9 protein-coding genes, 1 pseudogene and 1 riboswitch are annotated in these 12753 nt (G+C 37.2%); of the genes and pseudogenes, 3 read left to right on the top strand and 7 right to left on the bottom strand.

Annotation, left to right across the window (positions count from 1 at the left end; translation table 11 throughout):
- Nucleotides 1–260: 260 nt before the first annotated feature.
- The gene (locus QNH24_RS01205) at nt 261–1718 is read left to right on the top strand and encodes a response regulator transcription factor (protein WP_283870382.1); all 1458 of its coding nucleotides are present in this window, start codon (nt 261–263) and stop codon (nt 1716–1718) included.
- Nucleotides 1719–2146: 428 nt separating this feature from the next.
- Complete coding sequence (locus tag QNH24_RS01200; RefSeq protein WP_283870381.1) at nt 2147–3652, top strand: catalase; 1506 nt, start codon at nt 2147–2149, stop codon at nt 3650–3652.
- A 123-nt stretch (nt 3653–3775) separates the two neighbouring features.
- Here the strand turns inward: QNH24_RS01200 and thiC are convergent, their stop codons facing one another.
- The 7 genes and pseudogenes from thiC to QNH24_RS01165 all read right to left on the bottom strand — a co-directional run bounded on the left by thiC (nt 3776) and on the right by QNH24_RS01165 (nt 10542).
- Nucleotides 3776–5554, bottom strand: coding sequence for a phosphomethylpyrimidine synthase ThiC (gene thiC / locus QNH24_RS01195; RefSeq protein ID WP_283870380.1), 1779 nt, complete (start codon nt 5552–5554; stop codon nt 3776–3778).
- 138 nt (nt 5555–5692) lie between these two features.
- Nucleotides 5693–5807: riboswitch (TPP riboswitch) on the bottom strand.
- A gap of 107 nt (nt 5808–5914) precedes the next feature.
- A complete protein-coding gene (locus QNH24_RS01190) occupies nt 5915–6163 on the bottom strand; it encodes a hypothetical protein (RefSeq protein WP_283870379.1) in 249 nt (82 codons plus the stop codon).
- A gap of 3 nt (nt 6164–6166) precedes the next feature.
- Nucleotides 6167–6331, bottom strand: a pseudogene (locus QNH24_RS01185) (methyl-accepting chemotaxis protein); the annotation flags it as partial.
- 11 nt (nt 6332–6342) lie between these two features.
- Nucleotides 6343–6471 carry a hypothetical protein gene (locus QNH24_RS01180; RefSeq protein ID WP_283870378.1) on the bottom strand — a complete coding sequence of 43 codons (129 nt, stop codon included), beginning with the start codon at nt 6469–6471 and terminating at the stop codon, nt 6343–6345.
- Between the two features lie 479 nt (nt 6472–6950).
- Nucleotides 6951–7883, bottom strand: a complete 933-nt coding sequence (locus QNH24_RS01175; RefSeq protein WP_283870377.1) for an AEC family transporter — start codon at nt 7881–7883, stop codon at nt 6951–6953.
- Nucleotides 7884–8124: 241 nt separating this feature from the next.
- Nucleotides 8125–8286: a hypothetical protein gene (locus QNH24_RS01170; protein WP_283870376.1), complete on the bottom strand. Its 162-nt coding sequence runs from the start codon at nt 8284–8286 to the stop codon at nt 8125–8127.
- A 105-nt stretch (nt 8287–8391) separates the two neighbouring features.
- Complete coding sequence (locus tag QNH24_RS01165) at nt 8392–10542, bottom strand: methyl-accepting chemotaxis protein (protein ID WP_283870375.1); 2151 nt, start codon at nt 10540–10542, stop codon at nt 8392–8394.
- Between the two features lie 252 nt (nt 10543–10794).
- On the opposite strand from QNH24_RS01165, the gene QNH24_RS01160 reads away from it, so the two are divergent.
- Nucleotides 10795–12720, top strand: a complete 1926-nt coding sequence (locus QNH24_RS01160; RefSeq protein ID WP_283870374.1) for an S-layer protein — start codon at nt 10795–10797, stop codon at nt 12718–12720.
- The last annotated feature ends 33 nt before the right edge of the window (nt 12721–12753 follow it).

The raw sequence follows: 12753 nt of genomic DNA, 5'->3' as shown, positions 1-12753 counted from the left end.
TCATCTCACCATCTATAGAAGTGGGAGACGTCTGTATCCTGCCGCTACGCTTACGTGCACAAAAAACTTCTGCTGAAAGAAGTTAAATCCATTTCCTTGAGAGGATGGATTACTCTATTTACATTGTACTAACTACTTTTTTCAGAAAATAGAGAATTTTAATGCAAGAAACATGATTTTTTTCAGATTTTTATGTTATTTTTATGAATATAATCGTACTTTTTTACGAAATAAGATTATTTTAAGAAAGGTTGGTTGTGATGAGGCTATTATTAATGGATCGAGACCCTGCAGAGCTTTCTGGTATTCGCTGGTTTTTACATACGTATTTTCCTGGAGATGTAACGATTGAAATGTGTACGAGTATGTCTGAGGCACATCAAAGCATTCAGCAATTCGAGCCTGATGCAATCCTATTGAATATTGATTTATTCCCAAATAATCGTTTAACTGCTCTAAATCATGTTTTTCAGAAATATTCTGGGGCTATTTTAGCAATGACAACAGAGCCCTTATTTAAAAATGCGTTAAAGGCCATTGATTTACAGGTACAGCATCTTTTTGTAAAACCCATTGATTTAGAAGTATTAAAGCAAAAGCTTACGACTATCTCTCTTCGTGTACCCCAGATCAACAATGCTGTTGAGACGGCGACAGACGAATCCTTTTACTATCGATTATTTATAGATAGTAAGCCTAGCTCCATAGAGACAGCTAGGCATTTTACAATGATTGAGCCTGAACATTCAGAAACATTAAACAAGCTATTTAATTGGCTACAGCAAACAGCAATTCACTATCATATGCAAGTCTACCCATTATCTGATAGTATCGTCTGCTTATTCCTAACAAATGATATAAAGATCGTGGAAAAGGATGTTCGTACGCTAATAAAGGAATGGCGTTTAACAAGCAATAGCTCTTTAAATATTGGGATATATGATGGGGAACCTACAACTCTTAAGAATATGTATATCTTCACAAAGCGCGCCCTTCATCAAAGCTTTTACGAAGGATTCGGGCACATTTTTTATGCAAGTAAACAATTTGAAGCACAGCCATTTGATCCTTTGTTAACACCAGAGGAGCAGCAATTACTAATCAGTAGTTTAGAAGAAGGCAATCTTGAAGCCGTTAAAACATTTTTATATCGTTTATCCAATGAAGGAATTTATTACGAGCAAGATGACTTACGTATTCATCTAACTAGTGTCCTAGCGCAAATTCGCCGATTCATGCTGAAGTATAAATTGCATGAGAAAGCTGCTATTGAGCAAAATTACCGACAGCTTTTTCATTTAATTATCGAACATCCTATTTTTTATACCATTCTAAACGGCATCATTTTATTTACACAAAGACTTATTGAACTGGCTCGTGAGGCAAGATTGGAGAAAAGGGCCGATTATGTAGAGCTAGCAATAGAAATTATCGATCAACAATTTCAGGATAGTCGGTTATCTTTACCCTTTGTAGCCCATAAATTAGGGATTAGCCCCAATTATTTAAGTACGATTTTTTCAAAGAAGCAAGGCTTGCCCTTTAAACGCTACCTACAGCAGGCTCGAATTCATAGTGCCATGAAAATGCTTGCGGAAACAGATTTTTCCATTAGCGAAATTGCACATTTAAATGGATTTGAAGATTCCAATTATTTTATAAAAATTTTTAAACAGCAGATAGGCATGACACCCAATCGCTATCGGAAATCCTATTAAATGAATTTTCATTTAGCATACTCTATTTTCAATTCTGACAAAGAAAACAGTGATTTATTTCATATATATATATAATATATAAGCATTTTAATATCATCACTAAATTTCAGGATTGATAGATCAATAGAATGTGTTTGTTAGGGGCAATTTTAGATTACAGGCTACTTTAAATATGCATAATAGAGAAAAAAACCAATGAAAAAGCATTTCATCTTCCTCTCTTTCTTCTAATATTGTTTTGAAAAGCTTTGTTTTGGGTAGTGAAAATATGCATAATTCTACTACTTCACACATATAATAATAGTTTATATCTCAAAATAAAAATTCTTTAACGATAATTATTACAATGTACTAGAAATTCTATTTTATATTTGTTATAGTTATTGATGAAGAGTTTGACTCACAATTTTTTCAGGAGGTAAACTAATATGACAAACGCAAATGATCGTAGCCGTCGTTTTACAACAGCAGGTGGTGCTCCAGTAGTAAGCAACCACGACTCCATGTCAGCAGGTCCAAGAGGTCCTCTGTTACTTCAAGATGTATGGCTAGTTGAAAAATTAGCGAACTTCAACCGTGAAGTTATTCCAGAGCGTCGTATGCACGCAAAAGGTTCAGGTGCATTTGGTACCTTCACTGTAACGCATGATATTTCTCAATATACAAAAGCAAAAATTTTCTCAGAGATTGGGAAGAAAACAGAAATGTTTGCACGCTTCTCTACAGTTGCAGGTGAGCGTGGTGCAGCAGATGCTGAGCGAGATATTCGTGGCTTTGCCCTTAAATTTTATACAGAAGAAGGTAACTGGGATTTAGTTGGGAACAATACGCCTGTATTCTTCTTCCGTGATCCATTACACTTTACAGATTTAAATCACGTGGTAAAACGTGACCCACGTACAAATATGAAAAACTTAAACTCGAACTGGGATTTCTGGACTTCACTACCAGAGGCACTTCACCAAGTCACAATAGTAATGTCTGACCGTGGTATTCCAGCTGGTTACCGAAATATGCATGGTTTTGGTTCTCACACGTATAGCTTTATCAATGCTGAAAATGAGCGTGTATGGGTAAAATTCCACTTCCGCACAGAGCAAGGCATTAAAAATTTAACAGGTGCTGAAGCAGAGGAAGTAGTCGGTAAAGACCGTGAATCTTCACAACGTGATTTATACGGTGCTATTGAGCAAGGTGATTTCCCTAAATGGAAAATGTACATTCAGGTAATGACTGAAGAACAAGCTCGTGAACTACCATATAACCCATTTGATTTAACGAAAGTATGGTATAAAAAAGATTTCCCATTAATTCCTGTCGGTGAATTCGAATTAAATAAAAACCCAGACAACTATTTCGCTGAGGTTGAGCAAGCTGCATTCGCTCCATCAAACATTGTTCCTGGTATTAGCTTCTCACCAGATAAAATGTTGCAAGGACGAATCTTTGCTTATGCAGATGCACAACGCTACCGCCTAGGTGTAAATCATTATATGCTTCCAGTAAACGCTCCAAAATGTCCATTCCGTACTTTCCATCGTGATGGCGCTATACGTTTTGACGGCAACCTTGGTTCAACTTTAGGCTATGAACCAAATAGCTACGGCGAATGGGAGCATAACTTAGACTATAAAGAGCCTGAATTACGCATTGATGGTAACGCAGGTATCCATGACTTCCGTGAAGATGATAACAACTACTTCGAGCAACCAGGTAAACTATTCCGTCTTATGACTGCAGAAGAACAACAACGCCTATTCGAAAATACAGCAAATGATATGGCACCTGTTGAAGAGTTCATCAAACGTCGCCATATTCTTCACTGCTATTTAGCTGATCCAGCATATGGTGAGGGTGTAGCAAAAGCAATGGGTCTTTCTTTAGAAGGTATGGATCTTTCTAATCCATACGTGAAACAACCATCTAACGTTTAATTTTTCCACCTATTATTGATATCCAAATCCAACTTTAACTCCATGTGAGCAACACTTCACATGGAGTTTTTTATTCAACGAAAAAGGTTTGTGCCTAAATAGACACAAACCTTCATTACAATATTATTGATAAATCTGACTGCCTGCTTTCTTAAATTCCTCAGCCTTTTCCTGCATCCCTTGATGAATTGCCTCTGTCGTATTTAAATCCTTTTCTTTTGCATAATTACGAATATCCTGTGAGATTCTCATACTACAGAACTTAGGCCCACACATTGAACAGAAGTGCGCAGTTTTTGCCCCCTCTGCTGGTAATGTTTCATCATGGTATTCAACTGCACGCTCTGGATCTAAAGACAGGTTGAATTGATCGCGCCAACGGAATTCAAAACGTGCCTTTGAAAGTGCATCATCTCGCTGCTGTGCTCCCGGATGCCCCTTCGCTAAATCAGCCGCGTGTGCAGCAATTTTATACGTAATCACCCCTACACGAACATCCTCTCGATTTGGTAAGCCTAGATGCTCTTTTGGTGTCACGTAGCATAGCATTGCCGTACCAAACCAACCTATCATTGCCGCACCAATAGCAGATGTAATATGATCATAGCCAGGGGCAATATCTGTTGTCAGTGGTCCTAAAGTATAGAACGGAGCCTCCTTGCACACCTCTAATTGCTTGTCCATATTTTCTTTAATCAAATGCATCGGCACGTGGCCTGGCCCCTCCACCATCACCTGTACATCATGCTTCCAGGCAATCTGTGTTAATTCTCCTAACGTTTCAAGCTCTGCAAACTGTGCCTCGTCATTAGCATCTGCAATCGATCCAGGACGTAAGCCATCCCCTAACGAGAAGGCAACATCATATGTTTTCATGATTTCACAGATTTCTTCAAAATGTGTATATAAAAAGTTCTCTTGATGATGATATAAGCACCATTGCGCCATAATTGAACCTCCGCGTGACACAATGCCTGTCACACGATTTGCTGTAAGTGGCACATAACGCAACAGTACGCCTGCATGAATCGTGAAGTAGTCAACGCCTTGCTCTGCCTGCTCGATTAACGTATCACGATACACCTCCCATGTTAAATCCTCAGCTACACCGTTTACCTTTTCAAGTGCTTGGTAAATTGGCACTGTTCCAACTGGCACCGCAGCATTACGGATAATCCATTCACGCGTCGTATGAATGTGCTTACCAGTCGATAAATCCATAATATTATCAGCACCCCAGCGTGTTGCCCAAGTCATTTTCTCCACCTCTTCTGCAATAGAAGATGATACTGCTGAATTCCCAATATTAGCATTAATTTTCACATGGAAGCTACGTCCTATAATCATTGGCTCAGCCTCAGGATGATTAATATTAGAAGGCATAATCGCACGCCCCGCTGCAATTTCAGAGCGAACAAATTCAGGTTCCATATTTTCACGAATCGCTACAAACTCCATTTCCGGTGTTATAATTCCCTTTCGTGCATAATGAAGCTGTGTGATATTTCTCCCCTTTTTCGCACGTATAGGTTTCCTAGATAGCTCAGGAAAAACGTTTTCTTGAATACGTGGATCATCAGCATTACGGAAGCCATTATCCTCCGGTTTAATAGTTCGCCCTATATACTCCTCAACATCCCCTCGCTCTCTAATCCATTCACTTCGCAACGCTGGTAAGCCCCTAGTAATATCTACCTTATAGGCAGGGTCAGTATATGGACCGCTCGTATCATACACACGAACTGGAGCATTTTTCTCTTCTCCAAAGCTTCCAGTCGTTGGACTTAATGCAATTTCACGCATCGGCACCAAAATATCCGGTCTCGAACCCTCTACATAAACCTTTTTACTACCCTCAAAGCTCGACATAATCGTAATGTTCTTTTCGCTAACTGTTGTCATGACCTACTTCTCTCCCTTATAGAAAATTCATACAAGGACCGAATCTAGCTCACCCCAATAAAAATAAAAACCGAATCCAAAAAATTTTGGATCCGGCTATGATTGTAAAAGGTATAATTATCGCATTGTAAAGAGCACGCAATAATTTCTTAACTTTCCCACGCTGGTATGAGCCAGATCAGGTCCAAAGGGTCAAGAAACCTCTATGCGTTTCCCTCTCAGCCTGACTCATCAGACTCCCCTAGTCAATGCTATTAAGTTTGATGCTAGTGTAACAGATATTGCTAAGAGATGGAAGCTTCATCACTATTTTTTCCTTCAGAGTTTATATTTTTGCTTCATAAACTCTAAACGCTTTACCTACTCCGTTAATTCATGAATCGTACTACTTAGCTGGCTCAATGTTGATTCTTGTAACTTTGATGCATCGGCTACTTCCTTTGTTTCTAACAGAACAGCCTCAGTGACCTCATTCGTTTGCTCTAATGCTGTTAAGACAATGTTCGTGTTTTTAGACATTGTGTTTGTAACCTCAAAAACATTTTGTACATCTTCCTCAACTACTTTTACTGCTTCAAACAAATGATCTAACTCTTCACTAATGGCCATTACCTAATGGACCCCCACTTTAACTTCAACAGTACTATGGTCCATTTCTTTTAAAACCGTTTCTGTCACGATTTTAAATTCATATATATGCTGACGAATATCTTCTGCCGACAGCTTTGTCATCTCTGCCAGCTTTTTCACTTCTTCTGCGACAATTGAAAAGCCTTTGCCATGCTCACCTACTCACTAAAGCCATCCTCATTATTAGAAATTGTTTTTACAACACTTTCATACGGTATATCCTCTATAATATCTCCAATTTGATAGGTTTCCTTACTATTTAAATCTCCTGCATCCACCAGTACCATCGATTGTTCCAGATGTTCCCTTGAATACGTTGATATACGTTACATAATTGGTTTTCAGTATTGTCGTAAGCTCCTTCTGTAAATCAAGATACAGTGAGTGGTTATCAGGTTTTTAACTGGCTGCTCATACCTCTCTGAATCAAGCTGGTTCACGACATTTCCTGCTAGAATCATACTATTTTCCTTTAACGTCAACTCCACTATCTTTTTGCACTTTTATAGACAATAAGACCTAGAGAAACGCTAAAAACAATCATAATAGCTACTAATAAGATGATAAATTTTTTCCATAACTCCATACCTTTACGCAAAGCTATGAACACCCCTTTAAATATTATTATTTAGTACCTATTTACTCTATGTATATATTGAAAATTACAATAACTAACAAAAAACACTTTTATTTTCTTATTTTTTTTACTTTTGGAGCATAAAAAAAAGCAATAAGCCATAAGCCTATTCCTTTTTTACGTCATATGTTATGAAAGAAATAATAATTCTGCTAGATAAATAACGATTGTTACTGTAATACAGCTCACTATTGTTGAAAATAAAACAGTTTGTGCGGCTGTTGCTGATTCGATATCATACTCTAATGCTAAACTAGAGCTATTTCGGGATGTTGGAAAAGCGCTAGCAATAAATAATGATTGTGCCACTACCCCATCTAGGCCGAGTAAATAAATAATGAGTAAAGCAACTGCTGGTCCCAAAATTAGTCGTGTAAAACAGCTAATAATGACGGTTTTATTAAACATGGATTTTATTTCAAGCTGTGATAATTGGGCACCTAACGTGATTAATGCCACAGCAATAAAACCGTCTGCCACATGATCTATTGGAATTTTAATAAACTGTGGCACTGCAAGATTAAAATAGTTCATTGCCACCCCTATAATAAGGGCATGAATGATAGGCATCTTAAGAAAATTCTTTACAATGGATATACCTGATTTTGTTGAGGAAATTAAGTTGTATAAGCCATATGTATAGGTAGTCATATTTTGGAATATCACCAGAATAACCTGTATCGCTACGCCGATTGGCTGTGTCACAAATATCATTTGTGCAACAGGAATTCCATAGTTTCCTGAATTAATAAGGACAACACTATTTTTAAATACTGCAGCCTCTGCTTTAACTAAACCAAGTCCTTTCGCTAAAAAATGACTTAGCACCATTTGACTGCCGATAAAAAGTACAATAAATATCGCAACTTCTCCAAGCACAGAGAGCTCCACGCTTGTTTCATATAAATTAACAAAAACAGCGGCTGGCATGAAGCAATAGGTTATAAGCTGAGAGAGCGCTTTTAAATTGAAGCAAAATTTCTTTTGCAATATCGCGCCAAGCACAAGAAGCACTAAAATAGGAGCAACAATCTGGAAGAAAATCATACCGAGATACATCATAGCATTTGTCCTCCTCTCCTTTCTTATAGTAGTGCTGTTTTTCCACTAGGTCAATCTGTCTAAAAAAGAGAATAGTATTGAGCTAGCCTTCTTCAATCAATTTCGCCTTGGCGTAATTGTTGCTGTCGCTTCGCTTTCGCACAGATAATCAATGCGCCCGGATTTTGAATTGTGCCAGCACAATTCATTCCTTTGAAAATCCGTGACATCCGCCAGGGGCTTTGGGCAAACATGATGTTGGTCACTCAGGCGTTTCTACAGGAAGTGAAGTTCTTAGCCTGAGTTCCCCAATTTCAGTAAGTGTTTGGACACCCACTGAAAAGGAGCCAAAATCCCATTCATCTCTCCAACTGTTGAGGTGTGAATCTTCTGTATCTGCCGCTGCCGCTTTGCTTACGCGCATAAAACATCTACCGCTTTACTTTCGATACAAAAAACATTTGCTGAATGAAGATAAAAAAGAACTGCCTTAGGTAACCTTCAATACCTCTTAGACAGTTCTTCATTATTAAGCTAGCTTAAACCGATTAACAACCTCTTGTAATTCCTTTGAAATCTCATTCATAGTATTGATGGATTCCCCCACCTTTTGTAGCTCTGCTTGTTGGTCGATAGCAGAGGCACTTACCTGTTCTGCAGATGCAGCTGTCTCCTCTGAAATAGCAGAAATACTTTGGATTGCCATAATTGCTTGATTTTTATGCTCCAACATATCCGATAGCTTAGCCATTAGCTCATTTATCGAGGAAGCGATAGAGTTTGATAGCTCACTGTTGTCTTTAAATGCTACCTCTGTGCTTTGTACAGACTCATTTTGTGACTGCATAAGCTCCGCATTTGAAGTAATAACAGCAACGGTTTGCTTGGAATTTGCAAGTATACTATCCACTGTTTGCTTAATTATATCTGTTTCGTTTTTTGATTGCTCTGCTAGCTTTCGCACTTCCTCTGCAACAACTGCAAAGCCTTTGCCATGCTCGCCAGCACGTGCTGCTTCTATACTTGCATTTAAGGCTAATAAATTCGTTTGCTCCGTAATGCCTTGAATAGATGTGATTATTTGGTTAATATTAGCAATATTAGATGCCAGAGACTCCATTTGCTGTTGAATACGGCGATTCATGGCATTTGTCTCCGCATTACGGTCACGTAAGCTTTCAACCTCTTGCATGCCTTTATCAGTAGTAGCTTTTGTTTTATTTGACAGCTCATCCATTTCATTCGATAAAGCTGTAATAGCATCAATTTGATCGGATAAATCAATCATTCGATAGTTTGTCTCCTCAGTATCCTCAGATTGCTTAGATGCACCTTGAGCAATTTCATTAATTGCTACAGAAACCTCCTGACTTGAAGCCACTATTTCATTAAATGTCTCATGAACATGATTGGATGATTGATTCAGTAGTGTCGTAGAATTCAGCACTGTTTTTATGGCACTATTCGTTTGATCTAGCATATTATTATAAGCCAATGCAACAGCCCCAATCTCATCAGCTTTAATATATTTCTCATCCACTTTTTGTGTTAAATCACCATCAGCCGCCATTTCAATAGATGCACGTAAAAACTTTAATGGTTTCAATTGTCTATAAATGAATAGGGCACTAGCAGCAGACATTAAAACCACTATAATAATAGAAGCAACAATTGTAAAAATAAACACCTGATTATAAGTCTCTAGAATTTTTGATTTAGGTAGTACCATTTGGACAGTCCATGTTTCACCAATTCCCTCTAATACCATTGGTGAAAAGACATTGAATGAATTTTCTTTCAATTCGTCAGAGTCCATGTACATGCTTTTTACTTCGCCACTATCCATCGTTTGTTTAATGCTTGTCCAATCCATATGATCCTGCATATTCAATCCATCTAATGTAGCACCAAGGCTATTCGCTGTTAAAATTCCTTTATTTGTAATAATCGCAGCATAACCGCCATCTGGCTTGACTGACTCTGTCAATCCATTAAGATAATCGATGGATAAATCTGCCGTTAATATGCCGAAAAATGACCCTGAAGCATTTACTAATGGAACAGAAATAGTTGTCATTAGGACTGTCTTTCCATTGACATTATAATCATAGGGCTCTGTTAGAACTGATCGTCCCTCGTCCTTAGGTACCCAATACCATTCGGACACACTTTTATCATCTATGCCTTCAATAGCAGCAGCAGTAATACCACCACCATCCTTACTTAAATAAGGTATAAAGCGATTTTTTGAATCAGTTAATGCCGCATATGTAGCTGAATCTATTTTCATAGTATTCTGTTCTAATAAAGTCGTAAGAGCTATCGGTTTTACGTTTGCAATATTTTGCTCTAAAATAACCCCTACGCCAAGCAAATCATCATTATTCACTAAATTGGTTTCCATGATATCCAAAATAGCTTGCGCGGAAACCTCACCTTTCTTCTCCATAGTTTCAACAATACGTTTTGTTGTTAGTAAAGTAGTATTTGCTTTCTTAAAGCGCTCACTCATTTTTGCCGCAGAAAATTCAGCAGTTTCAAGCGTTGCACTTTCTGCATCATCAACACTTTGATTTTTCAAAATAATGCCTGTTATTATCGTATAAGCAAAAAATAATAGTAAAAATATTCCTATTATTAGAGAAGATAGCTTCAAAGCAATACTTCTAGATTTTTTCATGACAACACCCCTCTTTTATACATAATAATAATGGATGGAACATTGTATCACAACAATAGATTTAGCGAATTAAGTAGAATTTTACATATTTATAGAGAAATATTAGGATTTTATCACAAAAAACAAGAAAGATAAAAAAGGGACTATTGGTTTATTTATTTAATCAAACCTAGTAAAACATGCCCTTTGGATACTAAATTATTGAAATATATGATATATTAGCTACTAAATACGATGATTGGAGTGACCAAAATGAAAAATAAAGCGTTATCAACTTTTATGGCAACTGCTCTTACAGCAACCTTAGTATTGCCAGTGGCACCTGTAAACGCTGCTTCTAGTGATTCATCTGTAAACCAGTCAATTCAAATTGGTGAACGATTGGCTGCTACAAAAACGAAGGTTCCAGCAGGAGATGCAGTTACTATTACTAATATTACAAAGGATAAGGTGCGTACTTCTAACGGACAATATAATATTAGTGATTCTCTTAAATCACTCTTTAAAACTGCAAATAGCACGGCCTTAACGAATGCGCAAGCTACAATTGTCGTTAAAAAGGGTGAAATTACTAGCGTCACATCACTAACATTGAAAAAAGCTGGCACTAACAAAAAGACAGTGTATTTCGATGGCGGAGACGCGAAGATTGAAGGAAGCCTAACTGTCGATGCAGATTATGTAAAAGTTGAAAATGTAGCTATCGAGGATGAGCTCATTGTTACAAGTCGTGTAAAAAAATCATTCTCACTTGATAAAGTAACAATTGGGGATGGAATTACCTTTAAACCTCTTACGGCAAGAAAAATTAATTGGCTTAATGTTTCTCTAAATGATGTAAAATCGGCTACGCTTAACGTAGAACGTACAAAAGTGGATGTATCCTCTAACCAAACAATTTCAACTATCAAAGTCGTTGATAAAGTGGCTGCATTTGAGGTTTCATCAAATGTTGATAAACTAATCATCGATGTTGACAAAGATTTTAGCCTTTATGGGGAAGGTAAAATTGAGCAAATTACTGTTAGTGGTGGTGCAAAGGTAGCTTTAGATTCAGGACATATTGTTACTAAAGTACAGGTAGATGATAGCAAAGCTTCTGTAACACTACCTGTGGCAAATAAAACTGAATTAAATAAATTACTAACTTCCCCTCCATATGTTCCGGTCTCTGTTTATGGAAATGACGTTTTATCAACTGAAAAATGGACAACACAAACGGATCGTAACGCATTTGAAGCAGCCGTTACAAATGCGAAAGCAGTAGCTAATAATGCGAGTGCTTCACAGGAGCAAGTGAACAATGCTATTACACAATACAAAACTGCATTAGCAAACTATCAAGCTGTGCAGAAAAATGGAACGAAGTATGGGTATGGAAATGGTGATAAAACATCATTACAAAATCTAATCAATTCTGTTCAATATGTGACAACTTCTTGGGATGGCTATAACTTATCAAATACCACGCCTTGGACAACTCCTACTGAGAGATCTGCAATGGAGTCAGCAGTTTCATCTGCACAAGCAGTGGTGAATAATTACTACGCTACTCAAAACGATATTTCTAATGCCATCTATAATTTAAATAATGCTATTACGACTTACAAAAATGCTCAAAGAAATAGGACTGCTGGATACGGTACAGATAAAACATCATTACAAGCACTAATCAATTCTGTTCAGTATGTTACAACTTCTTGGGACGGTTATAACTTGTCATATAACACGCCTTGGACAACTCCTACTGAGAAATCTGCAATGGAGTCAGCAGTTTCATCTGCACAAGCAGTGGTAAATAATTATTACGCTACTCAAAACGATATTTCCAATGCAATTAATAATTTAAATAACGCTATAACGAATTACAAAAATGCTCAAAGAAATAGTACGAATGGATATTATGGAGATAAAACATCATTACAAAATCTAATTAATTCTGTTCAATATGTGACAACTTCTTGGGACGGTTACAACTTATCATATAACACGCTTTGGACAACTCCTACTGAGAGATCTGCAATGGAGTCAGCCGTTTCATCTGCACAAGCAGTGGTAAATAATTATTACGCTACTCAAAACGATATTTCTAATGCCGTCTATAATTTAAATACTGCTATTACGACTTACAAAAATGCTCAAAGAAACGGTATTAATAATGGAAATTATTGGCAGTAAAATATCAATATGAGCACTAATCAATTCTGCTAT

It is taken from the genome of Lysinibacillus pakistanensis (assembly GCF_030123245.1).
GTDB lineage: Bacteria > Bacillota > Bacilli > Bacillales_A > Planococcaceae > Lysinibacillus > Lysinibacillus pakistanensis.
The sequence above is the reverse complement of the archived record's forward strand: the minus strand, read 5'-3'. Positions and strand labels throughout refer to the sequence as shown.

Bases quoted from the DNA above. Each gene is read 5' to 3' on its own strand.
- thiC (WP_283870380.1), bottom strand. From the start codon at position 5,554: ATGACAACAGTTAGCGAAAAGAACATTACGATTATGTCGAGCTTTGAG.
- QNH24_RS01165 (WP_283870375.1), bottom strand. From the start codon at position 10,542: ATGAAAAAATCTAGAAGTATTGCTTTGAAGCTATCTTCTCTAATAATA.
- QNH24_RS01180 (WP_283870378.1), bottom strand. From the start codon at position 6,471: ATGGTACTGGTGGATGCAGGAGATTTAAATAGTAAGGAAACCTATCAA.
- QNH24_RS01170 (WP_283870376.1), bottom strand. From the start codon at position 8,286: ATGCGCGTAAGCAAAGCGGCAGCGGCAGATACAGAAGATTCACACCTC.
- QNH24_RS01160 (WP_283870374.1), top strand. From the start codon at position 10,795: ATGAAAAATAAAGCGTTATCAACTTTTATGGCAACTGCTCTTACAGCA.
- QNH24_RS01205 (WP_283870382.1), top strand. From the start codon at position 261: ATGAGGCTATTATTAATGGATCGAGACCCTGCAGAGCTTTCTGGTATT.
- QNH24_RS01175 (WP_283870377.1), bottom strand. From the start codon at position 7,883: ATGATGTATCTCGGTATGATTTTCTTCCAGATTGTTGCTCCTATTTTA.
- QNH24_RS01200 (WP_283870381.1), top strand. From the start codon at position 2,147: ATGACAAACGCAAATGATCGTAGCCGTCGTTTTACAACAGCAGGTGGT.
- QNH24_RS01190 (WP_283870379.1), bottom strand. From the start codon at position 6,163: ATGGCCATTAGTGAAGAGTTAGATCATTTGTTTGAAGCAGTAAAAGTA.